Origin of the sequence: Reyranella sp., from assembly GCF_004297265.1 — a bacterium.
Taxonomy (GTDB): Bacteria; Pseudomonadota; Alphaproteobacteria; order Reyranellales; family Reyranellaceae; genus Reyranella.
In genome coordinates this window covers 19,358-42,015 of sequence record NZ_SCUT01000019.1, presented here as the reverse complement: position 1 = coordinate 42,015, position 22,658 = coordinate 19,358, and the positions used below count along the sequence as shown (strand labels likewise).

22 protein-coding genes are annotated in these 22,658 nt (G+C 66.2%); 8 read left to right on the top strand and 14 right to left on the bottom strand.

The window, feature by feature from the left end; all coding sequences use genetic code 11:
- The 6 genes from EPO41_RS06675 to EPO41_RS06650 form a co-directional block, all read right to left on the bottom strand.
- Positions 1 to 915 (bottom strand): NAD(P)-dependent oxidoreductase, encoded by a 915-nt coding sequence (locus tag EPO41_RS06675; RefSeq protein WP_296322203.1) that lies wholly within the window; start codon positions 913 to 915, stop codon positions 1 to 3.
- A complete protein-coding gene (locus EPO41_RS06670) occupies positions 912 to 2,249 on the bottom strand; it encodes an AarF/ABC1/UbiB kinase family protein (RefSeq protein WP_296322201.1) in 1,338 nt (445 codons plus the stop codon). Before EPO41_RS06670 ends, EPO41_RS06675 begins: the two co-directional genes overlap by 4 nt.
- 74 nt (positions 2,250 to 2,323) lie before the next feature.
- Positions 2,324 to 3,112, bottom strand: coding sequence for an LON peptidase substrate-binding domain-containing protein (locus EPO41_RS06665; protein ID WP_296322197.1), 789 nt, complete (start codon positions 3,110 to 3,112; stop codon positions 2,324 to 2,326).
- Positions 3,113 to 3,297: 185 nt separating this feature from the next.
- Positions 3,298 to 5,067 carry a M3 family oligoendopeptidase gene (locus EPO41_RS06660; RefSeq protein WP_296322194.1) on the bottom strand — a complete coding sequence of 590 codons (1,770 nt, stop codon included), beginning with the start codon at positions 5,065 to 5,067 and terminating at the stop codon, positions 3,298 to 3,300.
- Positions 5,068 to 5,118: 51 nt separating this feature from the next.
- Positions 5,119 to 5,646 carry an AAA family ATPase gene (locus EPO41_RS06655; RefSeq protein WP_296322191.1) on the bottom strand — a complete coding sequence of 176 codons (528 nt, stop codon included), beginning with the start codon at positions 5,644 to 5,646 and terminating at the stop codon, positions 5,119 to 5,121.
- Between the two features lie 233 nt (positions 5,647 to 5,879).
- Positions 5,880 to 6,854, bottom strand: coding sequence for an NAD-dependent epimerase/dehydratase family protein (locus EPO41_RS06650; protein WP_296322189.1), 975 nt, complete (start codon positions 6,852 to 6,854; stop codon positions 5,880 to 5,882).
- Positions 6,855 to 7,027: 173 nt separating this feature from the next.
- Here EPO41_RS06650 and EPO41_RS06645 point away from each other — a divergent pair, with 173 nt between their 5' ends.
- Positions 7,028 to 10,528, top strand: coding sequence for an indolepyruvate ferredoxin oxidoreductase family protein (locus EPO41_RS06645; protein ID WP_296322186.1), 3,501 nt, complete (start codon positions 7,028 to 7,030; stop codon positions 10,526 to 10,528).
- Between the two features lie 48 nt (positions 10,529 to 10,576).
- Positions 10,577 to 11,116 (top strand): hypothetical protein, encoded by a 540-nt coding sequence (locus EPO41_RS06640; protein ID WP_296322184.1) that lies wholly within the window; start codon positions 10,577 to 10,579, stop codon positions 11,114 to 11,116.
- Between the two features lie 49 nt (positions 11,117 to 11,165).
- Here EPO41_RS06640 and EPO41_RS06635 read toward each other — a convergent pair whose 3' ends face one another.
- Positions 11,166 to 11,603: a type II toxin-antitoxin system VapC family toxin gene (locus EPO41_RS06635; RefSeq protein ID WP_296322179.1), complete on the bottom strand. Its 438-nt coding sequence runs from the start codon at positions 11,601 to 11,603 to the stop codon at positions 11,166 to 11,168.
- Positions 11,600 to 11,833, bottom strand: coding sequence for a hypothetical protein (locus EPO41_RS06630; protein ID WP_296322176.1), 234 nt, complete (start codon positions 11,831 to 11,833; stop codon positions 11,600 to 11,602). The genes EPO41_RS06635 and EPO41_RS06630 overlap by 4 nt, the downstream gene beginning before the upstream one ends.
- Before the next feature lie 350 nt (positions 11,834 to 12,183).
- Here EPO41_RS06630 and EPO41_RS06625 point away from each other — a divergent pair, with 350 nt between their 5' ends.
- A complete protein-coding gene (locus tag EPO41_RS06625) occupies positions 12,184 to 13,401 on the top strand; it encodes an LLM class flavin-dependent oxidoreductase (protein ID WP_296322170.1) in 1,218 nt (405 codons plus the stop codon).
- Positions 13,402 to 13,565: 164 nt separating this feature from the next.
- Here the strand turns inward: EPO41_RS06625 and EPO41_RS06620 are convergent, their stop codons facing one another.
- A complete protein-coding gene (locus tag EPO41_RS06620) occupies positions 13,566 to 14,048 on the bottom strand; it encodes an Lrp/AsnC family transcriptional regulator (protein ID WP_296322168.1) in 483 nt (160 codons plus the stop codon).
- A gap of 124 nt (positions 14,049 to 14,172) precedes the next feature.
- Here EPO41_RS06620 and EPO41_RS06615 point away from each other — a divergent pair, with 124 nt between their 5' ends.
- The 3 genes from EPO41_RS06615 (at position 14,173) to EPO41_RS06605 (ending at position 15,489) form a co-directional block, all read left to right on the top strand.
- A complete protein-coding gene (locus EPO41_RS06615) occupies positions 14,173 to 14,559 on the top strand; it encodes a nuclear transport factor 2 family protein (RefSeq protein ID WP_296322166.1) in 387 nt (128 codons plus the stop codon).
- 194 nt (positions 14,560 to 14,753) lie between these two features.
- Positions 14,754 to 15,032 (top strand): hypothetical protein, encoded by a 279-nt coding sequence (locus EPO41_RS06610; protein WP_296322164.1) that lies wholly within the window; start codon positions 14,754 to 14,756, stop codon positions 15,030 to 15,032.
- A gap of 94 nt (positions 15,033 to 15,126) precedes the next feature.
- Complete coding sequence (locus EPO41_RS06605; protein WP_296322161.1) at positions 15,127 to 15,489, top strand: PRC-barrel domain-containing protein; 363 nt, start codon at positions 15,127 to 15,129, stop codon at positions 15,487 to 15,489.
- Positions 15,490 to 15,547: 58 nt separating this feature from the next.
- Here EPO41_RS06605 and EPO41_RS06600 read toward each other — a convergent pair whose 3' ends face one another.
- Positions 15,548 to 15,964 (bottom strand): hypothetical protein, encoded by a 417-nt coding sequence (locus tag EPO41_RS06600; RefSeq protein WP_296322158.1) that lies wholly within the window; start codon positions 15,962 to 15,964, stop codon positions 15,548 to 15,550.
- 59 nt (positions 15,965 to 16,023) lie between these two features.
- Between EPO41_RS06600 and EPO41_RS06595 the strand changes: the two genes are divergently transcribed.
- Positions 16,024 to 17,373 (top strand): hypothetical protein, encoded by a 1,350-nt coding sequence (locus tag EPO41_RS06595; protein ID WP_296322156.1) that lies wholly within the window; start codon positions 16,024 to 16,026, stop codon positions 17,371 to 17,373.
- A gap of 7 nt (positions 17,374 to 17,380) precedes the next feature.
- On the opposite strand, the gene EPO41_RS06590 is transcribed toward EPO41_RS06595, so the two are convergent.
- Genes EPO41_RS06590 through alaS form a run of 3 tightly spaced genes read right to left on the bottom strand, consistent with a single transcriptional unit; the run spans position 17,381 to position 20,683 of the window.
- Positions 17,381 to 17,671, bottom strand: a complete 291-nt coding sequence (locus EPO41_RS06590; protein ID WP_296322153.1) for a hypothetical protein — start codon at positions 17,669 to 17,671, stop codon at positions 17,381 to 17,383.
- A gap of 1 nt (position 17,672) precedes the next feature.
- Entirely contained in the window at positions 17,673 to 18,017 is a 345-nt protein-coding gene (locus tag EPO41_RS06585) for a hypothetical protein (protein ID WP_296322151.1), read from the bottom strand.
- A complete protein-coding gene (gene alaS, locus EPO41_RS06580) occupies positions 18,014 to 20,683 on the bottom strand; it encodes an alanine--tRNA ligase (RefSeq protein WP_296322148.1) in 2,670 nt (889 codons plus the stop codon). The genes EPO41_RS06585 and alaS overlap by 4 nt, the downstream gene beginning before the upstream one ends.
- A gap of 56 nt (positions 20,684 to 20,739) precedes the next feature.
- Here alaS and EPO41_RS06575 point away from each other — a divergent pair, with 56 nt between their 5' ends.
- Positions 20,740 to 21,438 carry a YkgJ family cysteine cluster protein gene (locus tag EPO41_RS06575; RefSeq protein WP_296322146.1) on the top strand — a complete coding sequence of 233 codons (699 nt, stop codon included), beginning with the start codon at positions 20,740 to 20,742 and terminating at the stop codon, positions 21,436 to 21,438.
- 102 nt (positions 21,439 to 21,540) lie between these two features.
- Here EPO41_RS06575 and recA read toward each other — a convergent pair whose 3' ends face one another.
- A complete protein-coding gene (gene recA, locus EPO41_RS06570; protein WP_296322143.1) occupies positions 21,541 to 22,608 on the bottom strand; it encodes a recombinase RecA in 1,068 nt (355 codons plus the stop codon).
- Positions 22,609 to 22,658: the final 50 nt, after the last annotated feature.

Below are 22,658 nucleotides of genomic sequence, written 5' to 3'. Positions count from 1 at the left end.
CTAGCGCAACCCTGCGAGGATCGCCCGGAAGTCCGTGCGGCATTTGAAGCCCAGCACACGCTCCGCCTTTCCGGCGTCGTAGACGCGGTCGATCGTGTCGAACATCGTCCAGCCGCGCCGTTCATAGAGCGCGCGATAGTCGGGGAACAGGCGCGCCACCACCGAGGGTGCGTCGGCGATCAGCTCGCGGCAATCCTCGCGCCGGAACGGCGTCGGCGCGGAGACGATGAACGTGTCGAAACCGACCTCCTTCGCCCTCGCCAACGCCACGACATGCGCCTCGGCCGCATCCTCGACGCTGAGGCGGCGGAACAGAAACTCGTTGGCCTTGGTGTTCTCGCCCGACTGGACGATGGCATGCGCCATGTCGTCTTCCTCCGGGAAGAATCGTGACGTGCGGAGCACCGGAACGGGCAGCCCGTGCAGGTGATTGAACAGGCGGCACAACTCTTCCGCGGCGAGCTTGGTGACGCCGTAGATGTTGCGCGGCTTGAGCGGCGTCATCGTCTCGTCGATCCACACCGCCTCCTTCGCCCCGCCCGCCTTCCCGTCGCGAATCTCCTGCGAGATCATGAGCGAGGTCGTGGAGGTGAAGACGAAGCGATCGACCGGTGAGCCCGGCGCCACGGCCTCCTCCAGCAGGTTCAGCGTCCCCTGCACGTTGACGGCGACGAACTCGGAATTGTCGTGGGTCTCGATGTGCGGCTTGTGGCGCGCCGCGGCATGCACGATCGCCGTGATGCCCTCGTCACGGATGACACGACGCACCAGCGCGCGATCGACGACCGAGCCCACGACGCTGGTCGTGGCGCCCGGCTCCGGATCGAGCCCCACGACCTTGTGCCCGTCGCGCGCAAGTCTCGGCACCAGGGTCTGGCCAAGCCAGCCCGACGAACCGGTCACCAGGATGTTCACGCCAGCCCGGCTTCCTTCAGGGCCAGATCCTGCCGCTGCGTCAGCGCGTCGACGTCGAAGCCGTCGATCAGGCCCTCGAAGAGCTGGTGCCAGTTGATCGAGGCTCGGAGATGGATGAACACCGAGCCGAGGCCGATGGCGGCGCGGTCCATGAACACGAACTCGCGCGGCGGCCGCACACCGCCCATCTTGCGCAGTTCGCCGAACACGTTCTGCGCCATCTCGCGGCCGTAGCCCTCGGCCATCCCCTCGGTGAGGCGTCGCGGGCGGTCGTCCATCAGCGGGCCATACAGGAACGCGGCCCAGCGGTTGAGGATGGCGACCATCTCCTTGCTGAGGCCCGTAAAGCCCCAATCCTCGTAGGCCGCCACGGCGCGCGCCTCGTCGTCGGTCATCAGCGCGCGATAGAGTTCGATCGAGCCGCGCACGAAGCGCGGCGGGAAGATGCGGATGCAGCCGAAATCCATCAGGTTCACCGAACCGTCCGGCCGCACCGAGTAGTTGCCGAGATGCGGATCGCCGTGGATGGCGCCGTAGAAATAGAACGGCACGTACCAGGCGCGGAACATGGCGATGGCCAGCGCGTCGCGCTCTTCCTGCGAACGGGTCTTCCAGTTGAGCAACGGCTCGCCCTGCAGCCAGTCCATGGTGAGCAGGCGTTCGGTCGAATGTGAGGCCACCACCCCGGGCACATGCACGCGGGCCTCGTCGCGCAGCATGTGGCGGTATAGGGCCGCGTGCCGGGCCTCGCGGCGATAGTCGAGTTCCTCGCGCAGGCGGCTGGTGATCTCGGCATGGATCTCGTCGGTGCGGATCGCCGGATCGAAGCGCTGGCCGATCGCGAACACGACCTTGAGCTGATTGAGGTCGGCCTCCAGCGCCGAGGACATGTCGGGATACTGGAGCTTGGCCGCCACCTCGCGTCCATTGAGCAGCGTCGCGCGGTGGACCTGGCCCAGCGAGGCGGCGAACGACGCCTCCTTGTCGAAGCGGGCGAACTTGGCCTGCCAGTCGGGCCCGAGTTCCGTGGCCATGCGTCGGCGCACGAAGGCCCAGCCCATGGCCGGCGCGTTGGCCTGCAGCTGCGCAAGCTCACGGGCATATTCCGGCGGCAGCGCGTCGGGGATGGTGGCGAGCAGCTGCGCCGCCTTCATCAGCGGGCCCTTCAACCCGCCCAGCGCAGCCTTCAGCTCGCCGGCATGCTTGTCGCGATCCAGCGACAGGCCGAGATAGCGCTGCCCCGCCAGCTTGACCGCCAGCCCGCCAACCGACGTGCCGACCCGCGCATAGCGCCCGAGCCGGCCGCCGAGGGAATCGCCCTCGTCCTGGCTCATGCCCGGGCTATGAAGTTTTCATCCCGCATCCCGACCGATATAGGGTCGATCGGGTGCGGTTGCCACCTCGACGGTCAGGCCGCCCGCTGGTCCCGCGACATCAGGGCCAGAATCATCCGCATCCGGTCGACGACGTCGGTGGCCTCCAGGACCTGCTGTCGCTGCTCGATGCTGAGCGACAGATACTGGGCGATGGCATCTGCGATACGTCCAGGATCCTGTAGATGCGGCAATTGCACCAGCGCCTGCGGCGGCGACGCCAGGTCAATGTTGGCGTGGGCCGCGAAGCGCTGCAGCAGTTCGCGCGAGACCGTCGCCGCCTCCTCCCTGGCCGCTCCTTCGCGCTCGACCGGCGCAAGCTCCGCGACCAGGCACGCATGGCCCGCATCGATGCGGGTGGCGCGAGCCCGCCGCAGGCCCTGCACCATCGCCTTGATCGAACCGTCGGGCATTTTCACGATGTCGATCAATCTCCCGACGACACCTAAGCTGTAGAGGTCGTCCGTCGCGGGATCATCGTCGGCGACACGACGTTGTGTGACGAAAAAAATCTCCTTGTCGCCGGCCATCGCCTGTCCGATCGCCGCCACCGACTTCAGGCGCATGGCGTAGATCGGTGTCGTCATGTCGGGAAAGAGCACCAGATCGCGGAGCGGCAGGACGGGCATCCTGACCGCCGGCGCTTCCGCAGGCGATGCCGGCGGTGCCGCACCGATCCTGGCCGACAGCGTGTTCCAGTCGGCAACACCGAATATCCTGGCAATCAGCTCCAGGCATTCGCTGTGGGTCAGTGAAGTCGATCGTTCCTTGAGGGCCTGGCGCAGCGTCTGTGCCATGGCTTTTGCATCACGATAGTCGCGCATCGTTCAATCCTCTGCATCGGCACAACGGAAAAATCAGTCGCTTGCGTTACTGATCCGTTTGCCGTGGCAAAGGGATGCCTCTGAAGGCCGCGATACGTTCACCATACCCTGGGGCGCAAGCAGCGGGTCGTATCCACCCACTGATGAATCTGCCTGCGACCGCTCAGGATTGTCAACATTCGTCGCTACAGCTTCTCGAGTTCATCGATGAAGCCCGAGATCACGTCGAGGCCCTTGTCCCAGAAGGCCGGATCGGAGGCGTCGAGGCCGAACGGTGCCAGCAGTTCCTTGTGACGCTTCACGCCGCCCGAGCGCAGCATGTCGAGATACTTCTCCTGGAAGCCGTCGGGCTTCGCCTGGTAGGCGGCATAGAGCGAGTTCACCAGGCAGTCGCCGAACGCGTAGGCGTAGACGTAGAACGGCGAATGGATGAAGTGGCCGATATAGGACCAGTAGTATTTGTACTCGTCGTCGAAGGTGAAGGCCGAACCGAGGCTCTCCTTCTGCACCGCCATCCAGATCTCGCCGATCGCGTCGGGCGTCAGCTCGCCCTCGCGCCGCGCCATGTGGATGCGCGACTCGAAATCGTAGAACGCGATCTGGCGCACCACGGTGTTCAGCATGTCCTCGACCTTGCCGGCCAGCATCGCCTTGCGCGTCGCCTTGTCGGGCGCCGTCCTGAGCAGCGACTGGAAGGTCAGCATCTCGCCGAACACCGAAGCGGTTTCGGCGAGCGTCAGCGGCGTGTCGGCCATCAGCGGGCCCTGCCGGGCCGCCAGCACCTGGTGCACGCCATGGCCCAGCTCATGCGCGAGCGTCATGACGTCCCGCACCTTCCCCTGGTAGTTCAGCAGCAGATAGGGATGCGCCGACGGCACGGTCGGATGGGCGAAGGCGCCCGGCGACTTGCCCGGCCGCGCCGGTGCGTCGATCCAGCCGGTGCCGAAGAATTTGCGGCCGACAGCGGCCAGCTCGGGCGAGAAGGCGTTGTAGGCATCGAGCACGATCTTCTCGGCCTCGGGCCAGGGGATCGTGCGGTCGTCATGCTCGGGCAGCGGCGCGTTGCGGTCCCAGTAGGGCATGGTCTCGACGCCGAACCACCTGGCCTTGAGCTTGTAGTAGCGATGCGAGAGCTTCGGATAGGCCGCCTTCACCGAGGCCGCGAGCGCGTCGACGACTTCATCCTCGACCACGTTGGCCAGGTTGCGGAACGATTGCGGGCGGGCGTACTTGCGCCAGCGATCGTCGATCTCCTTGTCCTTGATCAGCGTGTTGGTGATCAGCGAGAAGACGGCGATGTTGTCGCCCTGCACCTTGCCGAACGACTTGGCGGCTTCCTTGCGCACCGTGGCGTCCTTGTTTGAGAGCTTGTCGAGGATCTGCGGCTCGCTCAGCATCTCGTTGCCGAACGGATAGCGCAGCCGCGCGATCGTCTCGTCGAACAGGCGCGACCAGGCGCTGCTGCCCACCACCGACTGGTCGTGCTGGAACTTCTCCAGCTCGTCGGAGAGCTGGTGCGGCCGGAACAGGCGCGCGTCGCGCAGCCACGGCGCATACTTCGCGAGTTCCGGCGCCTTCAGCTTCTCCGCGAGATCGGCATCCTCGATCTTGTTGATCTCCAGCCGGAAGAACAGGAGCTTCGAGCCGATGTCGTTCAGCTTCTCGGAAATGTCCTGCGCGAAGCGGTTGCGCTCGGGGTCGGACTGGTCCTGCGCCGAATAGAGCTGGGCATAGGAGCCGATGCGGCCCAGCAGGTCGCTCATCGCCTCGAGGCGGACGATCGCGCCGCCCAGCGCCCTGCCGTCGAGTCCGACGATCTTGCCCTCATAGTCCTTGGCGAAGGCCTCCGCCTCGGCCGCGGCGCGCTTCAGGTCGGCGTCGAGATCCGTTCCCGAGGGGCTGGAATAAAGGTCGGCCAAGTTCCAGGTCGGCAGATCGCCCAACACTACGTTCATCGACTAACTCCTTGCGTCGCTTTCCGATATGGGGCGCGACCTGCAGCGTGCCTAGAGGGAGTGCCTGATCCGGCCCGCCCGATCTACCACGCTTCCCGGCTCCACGGGCACCAACTCGAAGCCGTGCGCGCGGTAGACGCGCTCATGCACCGCCTCGAAGCGCCTTGCATCCTCCAGCCCGATCCGGCGCGCCGCCGTCGGCTCGATGAAGCCCATCAGCCGCACGAAGAAGACGCGACGCTGGTAGAAGCCCGAACCTTTCAGATCCTCGATTTCAGTACGCAGCAGGCCGGAGAGCGGATGCCCGAGGAACGTGGCCAGCGCCTCGGTGCAGAAGGCGGACCGGTCGTGGAACTGGATATCACCCGTCGTTGCGAGCCGTCTCTGCCGCTGCAGCGCCACGATCCGGTCGATGAAGCCCGGATCGGTCCAGGGCTCGGTAACGCCCTTTGCCTGTTCGAGGGCGATGACGTCGGTCGCCGCCTCCTCGACCACGGCAAAGTCTTCCAGCTCGAGCTGCCGCACCACCGCCGTCTTCCCCGCCCCCGGCGCCCCGGTGAGGATGAACCTGCCCGTCATCTTGCTTTCAAGGCTCCTCCAAACGCCCCCTTTCAGATTGGGGCAATCGCATATGCCCCAACACCCGTCGTCTCGACCGGAGCGCGCAGCGCGGAGTGGAGAGACCTTCTCTCTACGATTGATCGGCTATTGGTGGAGAGAAGGTCTCTCCACTCCGCCTCGCTACGCGATGCTCCGGTCGAGACGACGGCAAAGTGGTCAGATGATGCTCAGGGAGCCGAGCTACGCTCGGCTCAGAGCCGATTGTATTCCTTGAACCAGTCGACGAAGAGCGGGATGCCCTGCTCGACGGTCACCTTGGGGGTCCAGCCGAAGTCGCGGGTCGTGCTGTCGATGTCGGCGGCGGTTTCCTGCATGTCGCCGGGCTCGCCGGGCTTCAGCTCGATGACGGCCTTCCGGCCCAGCGCCTTCTCGAACAGGGCGATGACGTCGAGGATCTCCTCGCTGCGCGAGCCGCCGAGATTGTAGAGCCGGTGCCCGGCCGTCTCCGGCGGCCGGTCGAGCGCCGCCAGGGTGCCGGCCACGATGTCGTCGACGTAGGTGAAGTCGCGCTTCAGCTTGCCGTGGTGGTAGAGCGGGATCGTGCGGCCTTCGTGGATCGCGCGGGCAAAGATGTAGGGCGACATGTCGGGCCGCCCCCAGGGCCCGTAGACCGTGAAGTAGCGCAGGCCGGTCGCCTTGAGCCCGTACTGGTGCACGTAGGTCTCGGTCATCAGCTCGCCGGACCGCTTGGTGGCGGCGTACAGCGACACCGGATGGTCGACCCGGTCCTCGACGGCAAAGGGGATCTTGTCGTTGCCGCCATAGACCGACGAGGACGAGGCATAGACCAGGTGCCGGAGCTGCGGCCCGAGCCGGCGCGCCAGCTCCAGCAGGACGAGATGCCCCATCACGTTGGTCTGCACGTAGATATAAGGGTCGGTCTTGGAATGGCGGATGCCCGGCTGGGCGGCCAGGTGGACGATCCGGTCGAGGCCGCCGGGACGGTCGGCCAGGCCCAGCATCGTCCCGCGATCGGAGATGTCGCCCTCGATGAAGGTGAAGCCGGCCGTCTCGCGCAGCGGCTTGACCCGCGCGAACTTCAGGACCGGATCGTAGTAGTCGCTGAAATTGTCGATCCCGACGACCGATTCGCCCCGCGCCAGCAGGGCGCGGGCGACGTGGGAGCCGACGAACCCGGCGACACCTGTAACGAGGACTGAAGTCATGGCGGCGGACGCTTACAACATTTCATTCGAAGGTGACACCGTGAAACGGCGAGGGGTTGCCGCCCGGTCGCCCTGACGTAAACCGTCGTTTTTCGGACCCGATCGCCTTCCGCATTGCCCGACACGTGCAAACGTCGCTACCGTCCCCATGTTGAAATGTCAGGGAGGTTGCCATGTCCCTCGCGGTGACCCTGGACGACAAGTACGTTCTCGAACGCGGACGCGTGTATCTGACCGGGACGCAGGCGCTGGTGCGCCTCCCCATGATGCAGCGCCAGCGCGACCTCGCGGCCGGGTTGAATACCGGCGGCTACATCTCCGGCTATCGCGGCTCCCCTCTGGGCGGTTTCGACCAGGCCCTGTGGCAGGCCAAGAAGTTCATCAAGAAGAGCCATATCGAGTTCCAGCCCGGTACCAACGAGGACCTGGCCGCCACCGCCCTGTGGGGCACCCAGCAGATCCACCTCTACCCCGGCGCGCGTTACGATGGCGTGTTCGGCATGTGGTACGGCAAGGGCCCGGGCGTCGACCGCTCCGGCGACGTCTTCAAGCACGCCAACTATGCCGGCACCTCCAAGCACGGCGGCGTCGTAGCCCTCGCCGGCGACGACCACATGGCGAAATCCTCGACCGTCGCCCACCAGAGCGAGCCTGCCTTCATGTCGGCCGGCATGCCGGTCCTCCACCCGGCCGGCGTCCAGGAATATCTCGACTGGGGGCTGCATGCCTTCGCGATGTCGCGCTATTCGGGCCTGTGGGTCGCCTTCAAGGTCCTGAGCGAGACGGTCGACAGCTCGGCCTCGGTCTACGTCGACCCGCACCGGGTCGAGATCCACACCCCCACCGATTTTGTCCTGCCGCCCGACGGCGTGCACATCCGCTGGCCCGACGACTGGCTGGGCCAGGAGCGCCGCGTCGTCACCATCAAGCAGCCCGCCGCCTTGGCCTACTGGCGCGCCAACAAGCTCGACCGACTGATGCTCGGCCGGCCCGACGCCCGCTTCGGCATCGTCACGGTCGGCAAGTCCTATCTCGACGTGCGCCAGGCGCTGGATGAGCTGGGCGTCGGCGACGAAGAGGCCGAGCGCCTCGGCCTCGCGATCTACAAGGTCGGCATGGTCTGGCCGCTGGAGACCGAGGGCGCCACCGCCTTCGCCGCGGGCAAGCGCGAGATCCTCGTGATCGAGGAGAAGCGCAACCTGATCGAGCAGCAGCTCAAGGACGCGCTGTTCAACGCCCCCGCCGACCGCCGCCCCGTCGTGGTCGGCAAGACCGACGAGCGCGGCCAGATGCTGCTCAAGACCGACGGCGAGCTGACACCCTTCGAGATCGCCTCGGCCATCGTCGCCCGCTTCGGCCTCGACGCCTTCAGCAGCCGCACGAAGGAGCGTTTCCAGGCGCTGAAGCGCCGCGCCGGCCGCCAGGTGCGCAACGAGGCGGGCCTCGCCCGCGTCCCCTATTTCTGCTCCGGCTGCCCGCACAACACGTCGACCAAAGTGCCCGACGGCTCGATGGCGATGGCCGGCATCGGCTGCCATACGCTGGCCATCGGCATGGAGCGCAACACCAGGACCTTCACCCACATGGGCGCCGAGGGCGTGCCGTGGGTCGGCGCCAGCCACTTCACCGACATGCCGCACGTCTTCCAGAACCTGGGCGACGGCACCTATTTCCATTCGGGCTATCTCGCGATCCGGCACGCCGTCGCGACCAACACCACCATCACCTACAAGATCCTCTACAACGACGCAGTGGCCATGACCGGCGGCCAGCCGCACGACGGCAACGTCCATCCCTGGACGATCAGCCAGCAGGTCCACGCCGAGGGCGTGCGCCGCATCGCCCTGGTGAGCGACGAGCCGGACAAGTACCCGCTCGGCACCGAATGGGCGCCGGGCGTCACCTTCCATCACCGCGACCAGCTCGACGAGGTCCAGCGCGAGCTGCGCGAGGTCAAGGGCGTCTCGGTCCTGATCTACGACCAGACCTGCGCCGCGGAGAAGCGCCGCCGCCGGAAGCGCGGAACCTTCCCCGATCCCAACAAGCGCGTCTTCATCAACGAGGCGGTGTGCGAGGGCTGCGGCGACTGCTCCGTAAAGTCGAACTGCCTCTCCGTCGTGCCGGTCGAGACCGAGTTCGGCCGCAAGCGCGCCATCGACCAGTCCTCCTGCAACAAGGACTTTTCCTGCCTGAACGGCTTCTGCCCCTCCTTCGTGAGTGTCGAGGGCGGCACGCTGAAGAAGGGCAAGGCGGTGACCGCGAAGAAGGTTGAAGGCGTCGCGGCGCAGGAGCCGGAACTGCCTGCCGCCCCGATTCTCCCGTCGGTCGAGGACAAGCCTTACGGCGTCCTCATCACCGGCATCGGCGGCACCGGCGTCGTCACCATCGGCGCCATCATGGGCATGGCCGCCCATATCGAGGGCAAGGGCGCGACCGTGCTCGACCAGCTCGGCATGGCGCAGAAGGGCGGCGCGGTGATCAGCCATGTCCGCATCGGCGCGACCCCCGAGGCGCTGCACGCCGTGCGCCTGGCCGCCGGCGGCGCCAACGTGCTGCTGGGCTGCGACCTGGTCGTCAGCGCCAGCCCCAGCGCGCTGGCGAGCCTCGAGCCCGGTGTCTCGCATGCCGTCGTCAACACGCACGAGACCATCACCGGCGAGTTCACCCGCCATCCCGACCTCGCCTTCCCGGCCAACACGCTGAAGCTCTCGGTCGAGGCTGCGGCCGGCGCCGATGCGGTCGAGTTCCTCGACGCCACGGGCATCGCCACGGCGCTGATGGGCGATTCGATCGCCACCAACATGTTCGTGCTGGGCTACGCCTACCAGAAGGGCCTGATCCCGCTCGCGCACGAAACGATCGAGCGCGCCATCGAGCTGAACGGCGCCGCGGTGCCGATGAACCTCGCCGCCTTCCGCTGGGGCCGCCGCGCCGCCGCCGACCGCGCCGCCGTCGAGAAGCTGGTCGCGCCCAAGCCGACCAAGGCCAACGTCGTCGCCTTCACGCGCACGCAGCCCAAGACGCTCGACGAGATCGTGGCCTCCCGCACGAAGCACCTGACCGGCTACCAGAACGCGGCGCTGGCCCAGCGCTACAAGGCGCTGGTCGACAAGGTGTGCGCCGCCGAGACGAAGATCGGCCAGACGGGCCTCGCGGAAGCCGTCGCGCTCTATTACTCGAAGCTCCTGTCCTACAAGGACGAGTACGAGGTGGCCCGCCTCTACACCGAAGCCGCCTTCCAGGCCGGCCTCAGCCGGCAGTTCGAGGGCGACTACAAGCTCAAGTTCCACCTCGCCCCGCCGCTCTTCTCCAGCCGCGACCCGCAGACCGGCCAGCTCATCAAGCAGGAGTTCGGCGCCTGGATGCTCCCGGCCTTCCGGATGCTGGCCAAGCTCAAGGGCCTGCGCGGCACCAGGTTCGACGTGTTCGGCTACACCGAGGAACGCAAGACCGAACGCCGCCTGATCGCCGACTACGAGGCGCTGGTCGCCGAACTGCTGGCCGGCCTGTCAGCCCAGAACCACGCGCTCGCCATCAAGCTCGCGAGCATCCCCGACGACATCCGCGGCTACGGCCACGTGAAGGACGCGCATCTGGAAAAGGCCAAGAAGAAGGAAGCCGACCTGCTCCACCAGTGGCGCAACCCGGAGGCGATGAAAGCGGCGGCGGAGTGAGGACAGAGTCGCCGCCAGGCACTAGTGGCTGTCGACGGATAAGCAGAAGTGACCACTGATTTCTTTTCGTTACTCGAAGAGAAAGACTTCGATCTTGTCTCTCCCAAATTTCGACCGTTCCTTCGCCATGAGCGCCCTCCCGCTTCATGGACGCAGACAACCGCCTTCTATGCTTACGGATACCGAAACGCTTTCGAGGAAATAGTCATACCTCTTATTCGATGGTGGCCAAACCGCGACTACTTGTTGATGCCTGCATTCAGCCTTGCCCGACACTCTGTCGAACTTCACCTTAAGGAAGTCATTGCTCGGTACAGCGAAGCGACAGGCATCGAGGCGGATACTTCGCGGCGACACGATCTGTTAGGCTTGTGGAAGCTCGCCTATGTCGCTGTAGATTCTGGTGTCGGCATTTCTTCAGCAGACAGTTGGACGAACTATTGCGGTCAACTTGTGAAGCATATTCACGACATCGACCCTAATGGACAGAAGTTCCGCTATCCTCGTGACAACAATGGCAAGGTCCACCAGTACACTCGCGTTGAATTAATCGATCTCGCCAAGGCGCACTGGCATATTACGAACTGATGTAACGCGTGCACTGACACGCTGGACGCGGGACAGCCCTAATGGTCCGCTACATGCGTGGGCCTGGGCCTCGAATCTTCGGCGACAAAACCCGAATGTGCCCGATATGCGTCCCATGGCTCGCCACCGCCTGACAGAATCGGGCGTCGGCGGTGACGACGTAGGTCCCGAGGCGCTTCGCGAGCGCCAGGTAGAGGCAGTCGTAGACCGGGTGGTTGAGTTGGAGCGCCAGGCGCATCGCCTCCGGAAGGTCGTGCTCCAGCGGCACGCTCGCAACCGGCGCTTTCGTGAGCTCGGCCAGCCGCTCCCCGGCTTCCGCTTGCGTCAACTCTCCGCGGACCGTGCGGCGCCATAGGGCGTTCCCGGCCTCCAGCAACCAGAGCGAGGGAGCCGCGAGATCCCTCTCCAGCAGCTCTTCGGCGGCGTCGCTCCCCGGCTCCTCAAGCACCCACTTCAGTGCGATCGAGGCGTCGACGACGATGGTCATCGGGAGTCGCGATCCTCGCGGATGAGATCGGCCGACTCGCCCTGTATCCTGCCGACAGTTCCGGCGCGGAGGCGCGCAGCGCGCTTGCGGAACTCGTTGCGGCCGCTTCTCAGGGCTTCTTCCAGGATCAGGCGGTGCTCGGCCTCGGCGCTGCGGCCGTTGGCGGCGGCACGTTCCTTGAGCGCCAGCACGAGGGCTTCAGGGAGGTCTCGGACCAGGAGTTGCGCCATATCCGCATGATATCACTCGCTATCACAGGTGCAAGCGATAGATCATCACACTGCTGAAATTGCGGGGGGCGCCCAGAAGCTGCGCCATAGTGGGTTGATGTGGTATGATATCACCCAGGCCGGATGTCGATCAGCAGGCCGTCGGAAAGTCGGCGTTCCGGCGAATAAACGAAACAAACGCAATAAACGATTCAGACGAAATAGAAATTCGCTGATTTTGAAGGGGTATTATAATACCGCTGGCGCTAGATATTGTACCCCTGCGCCTCCGTCCCCCAGTTCATTGATCGGCTGCAGCCCATTTGCGCCAGCGCAAATCCACGTCATGCTCCCGTCCAAGGAGGAACGACATGAAATTCGGCATCTTCTACGAGCTGCAACTGCCCCGTCCGTGGGCGCCGGGAGACGAGCATCGGCTCTATCAGAACGCGCTCGACCAGGTCGAGCTGGCGGACCGGCTGGGCTACGACCATGCGTGGCAGGTCGAGCATCACTTCCTGGAAGAATATTCCCACTCGCCCTCGCCTGAGTCCTTCCTCGCGGCGGCGAGCCAGCGGACCAGGAACATCCGGCTGGGGCACGGCATCTTCCAGCTGACGACCAACCATCCGACGCGCGTCGCCGAGCGCGTGGCGACGCTCGACCTGCTGTCGAACGGGCGCTGCGAGTTCGGCATGGGCGAGAGCGCCTCGATCACCGAGCTCGAGCCGTTCGGCGTCACCATGGAGAACAAGCGCGAGATCTTCGAGGAAGCGGTCCGCGCCATCATGCCGATGTTCAAGGACGGGCCCAGCGAGCACGCGGGCAAGGTCTGGAACATCCCGCTGCGCATGGTCGTGCCGAAGCCCTTGCAGAAGCCGCACCCGCCGCTCTGGGTCGCCTGCTCGCAGCTGCAGACGCTGACCAAGGCCGGCGAATGGGGCATGGGCGCGCTGGGCTTCCAGTTCGTCTCGGCCGATGCCGCGCACGCCTGGGTGCACGCCTACTACAACGCCTTCGTGAAGCGGCAGAAGAAGCTCGCCGACTACAGGAGCAATCCCAACATCGCGCTGGTCAGCTTCTTCATGTGTGCCAAGACCGACGAGGAGGCGCGCGAGCGCGCCGACGGCGACACGTTCTTCCAGTTCGCGCTGCGCTTCTACGGCCAGTCGGCCGACCGGCGCCGGCCGGCCGCCGGCACGGTCAACATGTGGGACGAATACCAGAAGTGGAAGAAGGCCAATCCGGAGCAGCATGCCGCGGCGCTGCGCGGCGGCCTGATCGGCTCACCGGAAACCATCCGCCGCAAGCTGAAGAAGTTCCAGGCCTCGAACATCGACCAGGTCGTGCTGCTGAACCAGGCCGGCAAGAACCGCCACGAGGATATCTGCGAATCGCTCGAGCTGTTCGCGAAGGAAGTCATGCCCGAGTTCCAGGGCGCGCACCCCGAACTGCTGAAGTGGAAGGAGCGCGTGCTCAACCGCGAGGTCGAGCTGGAGGAGATCGACACGACCGCCTTCACCGACCGCTACGGCGGCACGATGAAGGGCATCGCGCCCGCTACGCAGGGTGTGCGCGCCGCAGAGTAACGACGCGCCGAGACTCACCTTCCACCTCATGCTGAGGAGCGCTCCAGCGGAGCGCGTCTCGAAGCATGGGCACGAGCACCACGCCTGCAGCCCACCCTTCGAGACGGCCGCGATGCGGCCTCCTCAGGGTGAGGTAGATGGGTACGGACGAGGCGAAAGAAACTCTACGGCGCCAGATGCCCCAGCGGCAGGACGGCCCCTGCCTTCAACGTCTGGATCGCGATGGTGCTCTTCACCTCGCGGACCAGCGGCAGGTTGAGCAGCTTTCCGACGAGGAAGCGCTGGTAGGCGTCGAGGTCGGGCACCGTGACTTCGAGCAGATAGTCGGCATCGCCCGCCACCATGTGGCAGGCGACGACCTCCGGGCAGGCGACGACCTCCTGCTCGAAGGTCGTGGCGCGATCGTCGGCATGGCCCTCGATCTTCACGCCGACGAACACGGTGAGGCCGAGCCCGATGCGCTTGCGGCCCAGCACCGCGCGATAGCCTTCGACATAGCCCTCGCGCTCCAGTCGGTTGACCCGGCGCAGACACGGTGACGGCGACAGGCCGACCTTCTCGGCGAGGTCGACGTTGCTGAGACGGCCGTCGGCCTGCAGCACCGCGAGGATTCGCCGGTCGATAGCGTCGAGATCGTCGTTTGGCACCTATCGCCTCCTCGGCCCTGATTCGAGCAATACCATGCCATTGAATGCCGCCATCCGAGGCATGAACGCAAGGACATGCCCGCCCGGTTTGCTGGATTGTAGCCGCCATTCAGAGGAGGCAGACATGACCTTGAACGACGAGATCGAGAGCTTTGCCGTGCCCGGCGCCATCGCGGAGACGCTGCAGCGCTACATCGACGGCGCGCGGACGGGCGACATCGCCCTGCTGCGCTCGGCCTTCGCGGAGGGCGCCCGCGTGAGCGGCAGCTACGGCGGCAAGCCTGTGACCTGGAGCCTCGGCGAATTCTGCGATGCCGTCACACGCGGCGGTCCCGCGCCCGGGCTGCAGGCGCGCGTCGTGTCGATCGAGCCGGCCGGAGGTGCGGCGATGGCGCGGCTCGAAGCGCTCGACTGGCGCGGCACGCGCTACACGGATTTCTTCGTGATGGTCCGGCGCGACGGCGATTGGCGCATCGACAGCAAGGTCTTCCACGCCCACGCACGGGCCTGACGCCCGGCAGCGACAGCGACGACGAGGGGCGGTGGAAAAGCGCCCTTCCGGTCGCAGCAATGTCACAGGCGGCGTCATGCCATCGCCGCTTCCGTCCGCTAGTTAACCTCCCAAGGAGAAACCGCACCGGAGATGCGGCCAGTTGCGCTTGCCCAGCAGGCAGGATGGGCCTCTAGTTGTGTACGGGGAAGACGATGTCACGCAGCCTGGATGCTCCACTCAGTCCCAACGAGGAAGTGACGCTACGCCGTGTCGCGCTCGGCATATCCCCGCTGAAGGACCTGGCACCGCGCGACCTCATGCGCCTGAAAGCCCTGTCGCTGGTCGAGATCGAGGCCGGCGTTGCGCGCCTGACCGACTTCGGCCGCCAGCGCTACAGCGCGCTGCCCCGCGCCGGCACTGCCCGGGACCTCTCCTCCTACGAGGCGATGGTCGCCGCCGTCGGCGAAAGGTTGCGCAAGTCGGCGGAATGAGGCGTTCCGGAATGTGAAGTCTTTGCGACCTCCGGCAACTGGCTGGGTAAGCCCGCGTTCCTCAGGCACCCCAACCATCGAACAGGAGAGAGCGATGACCGACCTTACCTTGACGCCGAGAAACCTGATCGCCGCCGAGCGCGTCACCGGAACCGACGTCTACAATCTGCAGGGCGACAAGCTCGGCACCGTCGAGGACATCATGATCGACAAGGTGAGCGGCCGCGCCATCTACGCCGTCATGTCGTTCGGCGGCTTCCTCGGCATTGGCGAGAAGCATCATCCGCTGCCGTGGTCGACGCTGAAGTACGACGAGCGCCAGGGCGGCTATGTCGTGGCCCTCGACAAGAAGATCCTGGAAGGCGCTCCGACCTACGACGATGCGGAGAATTTCAGCTGGACGCCGGACTACGGCCGCCAGGTCGACAAGTACTACGGCGTCCCGACCTACTGGTAAGGACGGCCCTCGATGAGCCGGTCGGCGACCCCCATCTGGAGGTGACCGGCCGGCTTATTCATGGCGTCACCTTCTGGCAGCCCGCGCCCTGCCAGCGATATCCCTGCGCCGTGCCCGCCACCATCGTCCATTCGACGATGCAGCTCTGGCGCACCAGGGTCGGCGGAAACCCGCCCATCGGGACCCACCAGCCACCGCCCCAGCCCCACCCCCAGCCGCCGAAGCGCGTGTACATCGGCGGCATCCCCGGATCGATGTACGACGTATCCCACCGCCATTGCAGGATCTTGCTTCCGTCCTCGAGCTGGTAGGTATTGTCGGGGATTCGGCCCATGTTGTTCAGCAGCCCGGCCTCCGGCGCGCCCGCCATCGCGCGAAGCTGATTGTCGAACGCCGCCTCGCGTTCCGCCCGTGTTTCGCAGCCGGGCGACAGGGCCAGTATGGAGAAGACCGCCAACAGCCGTTTGATCGACATGTCGTTCATCCTAGCGCGCAATGGCTTGGCATTCACGTTCCGGTCGAGGATGTTCCCCCGTGAGGACCGAACCTGGTCCGCGAGAGGATCAGGAAGACCGGATGGGATCGGCGGTGAAGTGGCTCGCCTTCGCGGTTTGCGTGGCAGGGCTGGTATGGGGGCCATTCGCGCGAACCTTCGAGGACGTCCGGCGCTACGGCTACATGGCCGACATCATGCCGTCCGACTGGCGCGCCACCAACATCTGGCTCGACAGTACCGAATGCACGGTGTCGCGCGGCGTCTGGCTGGCGCTGTGCGAGGACGGCCGGCTGATCCCGATCTCCGAGCGCGCCATCGCCGACGATCCGGGCCACGCCCTGCTGCTCAGCGCCTGGGCCGCGATCACGGGCAAGCGCGCCACCCTGGTCGACGTGGCGCGGCTCAGCACGCTCCTCAACACGATCGGCCTGGTGGCCCTGGCGGGGCTGCTGTTCTCGCTGCGGGCCTGGATTGCCTCGATCGTGCTGCTGGCGCTGGGGCCGGCCGAGTTCCTGGGCTGGATGGGCACCTCGCCGCACTGGGCCTTCATCGGCATGGTGAGCCTGGCGGGCATCCTGCCGCTGGCGATCGCGACGCGCAGCGGCCGGGCCTGGATCGCGGGCGGGATCGTGGCGCTCGCCGTGGTCACTCTGGTCCGCGAGTCGATCGGCCTGATGGGCTTCGCGCTGACCCTGGGCGCGGTTGCGGCGATGGCGTTCCTGCAGCGACCACGCCCGGCCCGCGCCCTCCTCCGCTCCGCGCTCGTCATCGTGCTGGCCGCCGGCGCATTGCTCGCGCCGAAATGGGTGACACTGGCGCGCGATGCCGCCTTCCCCATGGCGCCGGCCGAACGCCTGCAGACGCACGGCCTGTCGCACACGCTCTATCTCGGGCTCGGCTTCGTCGAGAACAAGTGGGGCATCCGCTACGACGACGACTATGGCGAGGATCTCGCCAACAAGGCCGGGATCGTCTTCTGCTCGCCCGAATATTTCCGACTGATGTGGAGGCTCTACGTCGACCGCATCGTCGAGGATCCGGTCGAGTTGGCACGCATCTACTGGGAGAAGGCGCTGCAGTTGCTCGCCGTGCCGACGCTGCATCCGGGCCCGCCCTTCGGCATCGTCCTGGCGATCGGTCTCGTGCACCTGCTGGTATCGACCTGGTTGGGTCTGTGGCGGCGCGTGGGCCTTCCGCAGGGTCTGCCGATTGAAGCCATATCGCTGGCCTTTCTCGGCCTGTTCCTCGCCCAGGCGATCCTGGCGCTGCCCAGCCACATGTATGCCCTGCCGGTGAACGCCTTCATCCTGGTCCTGTTCGGCATCCTCGTGGAGTTCGCGGCGCGTGGCCTATGGACGGTGCTGTCGAAACGCCGCCGTTCCATTTGATGGCGCCCTACTTGATGGCGCCGAGGAACTTCTTGCACTCGTAGGTGAGCTGGTTGGTTCGCTGGTCCTCGCAGGGCTTCTGTCGCTCGAGCAGGACGGCCGTCGCATAGAAGACGAAGACGCCCAGGATCCAGACGGTGATCGACCAGCCCATGGCACTGTCCAGCCGCCGGTGAAAGGCGGGTGTGGCGCGCGACGGCGCCGCTACCGACACGGCGCCCCGGACCAGCATGATGGTGAGGGGGAAGGTCGCCGCGCCGCAGGCCAGATAAAGCAGGAGAACCGTCAGTACGCCCATCTCACCAGGTCAGCTTGGGCATGGGGATCGGCCCGTTCTGCTTGGGCGCCCAGCCACGGGCCTCCATGCAGGTCGCCATGCCACGCTCGAAGTTATACTTGTACCCTTGGTTGGCCATGTCGGAGTACAGGCCCTGCTGGCCGTAACGCTCCCGCTCGGCCGCGAAAGTCGCCCGCCGCTGGTCGTCGATGTTGCGCTCCTGCTGGGCCCGCGCGCGGACCTGGGTGCGGCACTGCGACTCGTCCTTGGTGAACTGCTCCGCGTCGCTGCCTTCCTTGGAGAAGTCCTTGGGCGCGCAGGCCGAGATCACCGCCGCCGCCATCACGAGGGCGATAGCGAGCTTCATGCCGTGCCAGCCAGCGCCGCCTCGATCGCCTTCAGCGCATCGGACGCCTTGGTTCCGTCGGGCCCGCCGCCCTGCGCCATGTCGGGCCGGCCGCCGCCGCCCTTGCCGCCCAGCGCCGCCACCCCCGCCTTCACGAGTTCCACCGCGCTGTGGGTCTTGGCGAGATCCTCGGTCACGCCGACCACAGCCGAGGCCTTGCCGTCCTCGACGCCGATCAGCGCCACGACGCCCGAGCCCAGCTTCTTCTTGAACTCATCGGCCATGCCCTTCAGGTCCTTGCCCGGCACGCCGTTCAGCACACGGCCGATCAGCTTGACTCCGCCAACGTCACGCACCTCGTCGGCCGCGGAAGCACCGTCTGCTCCGCCGCCGGCCAGTGCCAGCGCCTTGCGCGCATCGGACAGTTCCCGCTCGATCTTCTTCTGGCCCTCGACCAGCGCCGCCAGACGCGCCGGCAGATCCTCGGGCCGCACCTTCAAAGTCGCCGCCGCCTCGGCCAGCAGGTCGGCCTGGTGGCGGACGAAGGCCTCGGCCGCATTGCCGGCCAGCGCCTCGATGCGGCGGACGCCGGCCGCGACCGCGCCCTCGCCCACGATCTTGAACAGGCCGATGTCGCCGGTGCGGCGCGCATGGGTGCCGCCGCACAACTCGACCGAATACCTCTCGCCACCGGGAACGTCGGCGTCGCCGCCCATCGAGAGCACGCGCACCTCGTCGCCGTACTTCTCGCCGAACAGCGCCATGGCGCCGGCGGCGATCGCCTCGTCCGGGGTCATGAGGCGCGTCTCGACCGCCGAATTGTGGCGAATGCGATCGTTCACCTCGTCCTCGATCTTGCGCAGTTCCTCGGGCGAGACCGCCTTGGTGTGGCTGATGTCGAAGCGCAGCCGGTCGGGCGCCACCAGCGAGCCCTTCTGTGTGACGTGCTTGCCGAGATGGCGGCGCAGCGCCTCGTGCAGCAGATGGGTGGCCGAGTGATGCGCGCGGAGCTGGGCGCGGCGGATCGGGTCGATGGTCATGACCAGGTCGTCGCCGACCTTGAGCTCGCCCTTCTCGACCGTGGTGTGATGGGCATGGAGGCCGCCCACCATCTTCTGGACGTCGGCGACCGTCGCCTCGTTGGCGCCGCTCACCAGGCGGCCGGTATCGCCCTGCTGGCCGCCCGACTCCGCATAAAACGGCGTCTGGTTGGTCACGATCCAGCCGGTCTGTCCCGCCTTCAGCGATTGGACTTCCTTGCCGTCGAGCAGGATCGCCTTGATCTGCCCCTCGGCGCGCTCGGTGTCATAGCCCAGGAATTCGGTGGCGCCGGCCTTCTGGCGCACGTCGAACCAGATCGCCTGGTCCGCCGTCTCGCCCGAGCCCGCCCAGGCCGCGCGCGCCTTGGCGCGCTGCTCGTCCATCGACTTCTCGAAGCCGTCGGTGTCGACCTTGATGTCGCGCGCCCGCAGCACGTCCTGCGTGAGGTCGAGCGGAAAGCCGTAAGTGTCGTAGAGCTTGAAGGCAACCTCGCCCTTCAGGGTGCCGCCGGCGCTCAGCTCCTTCGTCTCGTCCTCGAGCAGCTTGAGGCCGGTGCCCAAGGTCTTCTTGAAGCGCGTCTCCTCGAGCTTCAGCGTCTCGGTGATCAGCGGCTGGGCACGCGAGAGCTCGGGATAGGCATCGCCCATCTCGCGCACCAGGGTCGGTACCAGCTTGAAGACCACTGGATCCTGCGCCCCCAGGATGTGCGCATGGCGCATCGCGCGGCGCATGATCCGGCGCAGCACGTAACCGCGGCCCTCGTTCGACGGCAGCACGCCGTCGGCGATCAGGAACGACGTCGCGCGCAGATGGTCGGCGATCACCTTGTGGGAGGCGCCCTGCTTGCCGTCGGGATCGACGCCGGTTTCGTGCGCCACCGCCTCGATCAGTGCCCGGAACAGGTCGATGTCATAGTTGTTGTGCTTGTGCTGCAGCACGGCCGCGAGACGCTCCAGGCCCATGCCGGTGTCGATCGACGGCTTGGGCAGCGCGACGCGCTCCTCCTTGGTCACCTGCTCGAACTGCATGAAGACCAGGTTCCAGATCTCGATGAACCGGTCGCCATCCTGGTCGGGGCTGCCCGGCGGGCCGCCGGGGATGCCCTCGCCGTGGTCGTAGAAGATCTCCGAGCACGGGCCGCAGGGGCCGGTATCGCCCATCGCCCAGAAATTGTCCGAGGTCGGGATGCGGATGATCCTGTCGTCCGAAAGGCCCGCGATCTTCTTCCAGTGGCCGGCCGCCTCGTCGTCGGTGTGGAACACCGTGACCAGCAGCTTCTCCCTGGGCAGGCCGTAATCCTTCGTCAGGAGGGTCCAGGCCAGCTCGATCGCATGTTCCTTGAAATAGTCGCCGAACGAGAAGTTGCCCAGCATTTCGAAGAAGGTGTGGTGGCGGGCCGTGTAGCCCACATTCTCGAGATCGTTGTGCTTGCCGCCGGCGCGCACGCACTTCTGCGAGGTCGCCGCCCGCGAATAGGAACGCGTCTCCAGCCCGGTGAAGACGTTCTTGAACTGCACCATGCCGGCGTTCGTGAACATCAGCGTCGGGTCGTTGCGAGGCACCAACGGGCTCGACTCCACGACTTCGTGGCCGTTCTTGCGGAAGTACTCTAGGAAGGTACGACGGATTTCGCTGACGCTTTGCATGCCGGCCTTGTAGCGTGCGCCCGCCCGCCAAGTCCAGAACAGGGAACCCAGGGGAAATGGCCGCCGAGGCCCATTCTACCGCCACTCTTCGCCTCTCCGTGGGCGACCTCCGGATCGCCCATCCGATCACCGTACCGAGCGGGCCGGTGCCCGCGGCCGACATCGTCCCGGCCCTGCAGGGGCTGGTGAACGCCGTGGTCGCGGCGGCCGAGGCCGGCAAGGCGATCTCCTGCCGCAAGGGCTGCGGGGCCTGTTGTCGCCAGCTCGTGCCGATCTCGCGCACGGAGGGTGAACGGCTGCTGTCAACCGTCGCCGCCCTGCCGGCAGAACGGCGCGGCGTGCTGGAAGGCCGGTTCGCTGCCGCCGAGGCCGCCCTCGCCGCCGCCGACCTCAAGGAGCGCAAGGGCCGGCCGGACCGGGAGCTGTCGACCGCCTATTTCGCGCTGGGTATCCCCTGCCCCTTCCTCGAGGAAGAGAGCTGCTCGATCCATCCGGACCGGCCGCTGGTCTGCCGCGAGTACCTCGTTACCTCGCCGGCGGACCTTTGTGCCGAGCCCGAGCAGAAAGGCGTGACACCCGTCCCGGTGCCGAAGGTCTCGCTGGCGGCCCGAGGACTGCAGGACGAGCGCGAGGAGTGGTTTCCGCTGGCGCTGCTGATGGATTGGGCGAAGAACCGTCCCAGGGCCAGTGCACGGCGCACGGGGCCGGAGTGGATCCAGCGGTTCCTAAAGGGGATGTCGGCCAAGCGGCCCTGACCGCCCATTTTCTTATGCGCTTTGCGCATAAGAAAATGGGCGGTACCGCGCGTGGGGTGCGGTACCGCCCTTAGGGACCCGGAGACAGGGGATCGGGGTTCCCTATTCCTCGTCGTCGTCCTCCGTGCCACCCTCCATCAGGGCGTTGGCAAGGATGCCGGCATTGGCGCGCACCTTGTTCTCGATCGCATTGGCGACCTCGGGATGCTCCCTGAGGTAATTCTTGGCGTTCTCGCGGCCCTGCCCGATGCGGGTGCCGTCGTAGGAGTACCAAGAGCCCGATTTCTCGACGACGCCGGCCTTCTCGCCGAGATCGATCAATTCGCCGTTCTTGGAAACACCCTCGCCGTACATGATGTCGAACTCGACGACCTTGAATGGCGGCGCCACCTTGTTCTTCACGACCTTGACGCGCGTGGCGTTGCCGACGACTTCGTCCTTGTCCTTGAGCGCGCCGATCCGACGGATGTCGAGGCGGACCGAGGCGTAGAACTTCAGCGCATTGCCACCCGTCGTCGTCTCGGGGCTGCCGAACATGACGCCGATCTTCATGCGGATCTGGTTGATGAAGATCACCAGCGTGTTGGACTTGGAGATCGAGGCGGTGAGCTTGCGCAGCGCCTGGCTCATCAGGCGGGCATGCAGGCCTGGCAGGGAGTCGCCCATCTCGCCTTCGAGTTCGGCGCGCGGCACGAGGGCGGCCACCGAGTCGATCACCAGCACGTCGATGGCTCCGGAGCGCACCAGCGTATCGGCGATCTCGAGCGCCTGCTCGCCGGCGTCGGGCTGCGAAATCAGTAGGTTGCCGATGTCGACGCCCAGCTTCTTGGCATAGCCCGGATCGAGCGCATGCTCGGCGTCGACGAAGGCGCAGGAACCGCCTTTCTTCTGCGCCTCGGCAATCACGTGCAGCGCGAGCGTCGTCTTGCCCGAGCTTTCCGGACCGTAGATTTCGACGATACGGCCCTTGGGCAGGCCGCCGATGCCCAGCGCGATATCGAGGCCCAGCGAGCCGGTCGAGATCGCCTCGATCTCCAGCGCCTCGCGCTGGCCGAGCTTCATGATGGAACCCTTGCCGAAGGCACGCTCGATCTGGGCGAGAGCGGCATCCAGCGCCTTGTTCTTGTTTTCCATGCCTTCTTTTTCGACCACCTTGAGCATCGCCGACATTGGCTCTCTCCTTCTTCCCATGCCCCTGTCAGGAGCGGCAATGCGGATAA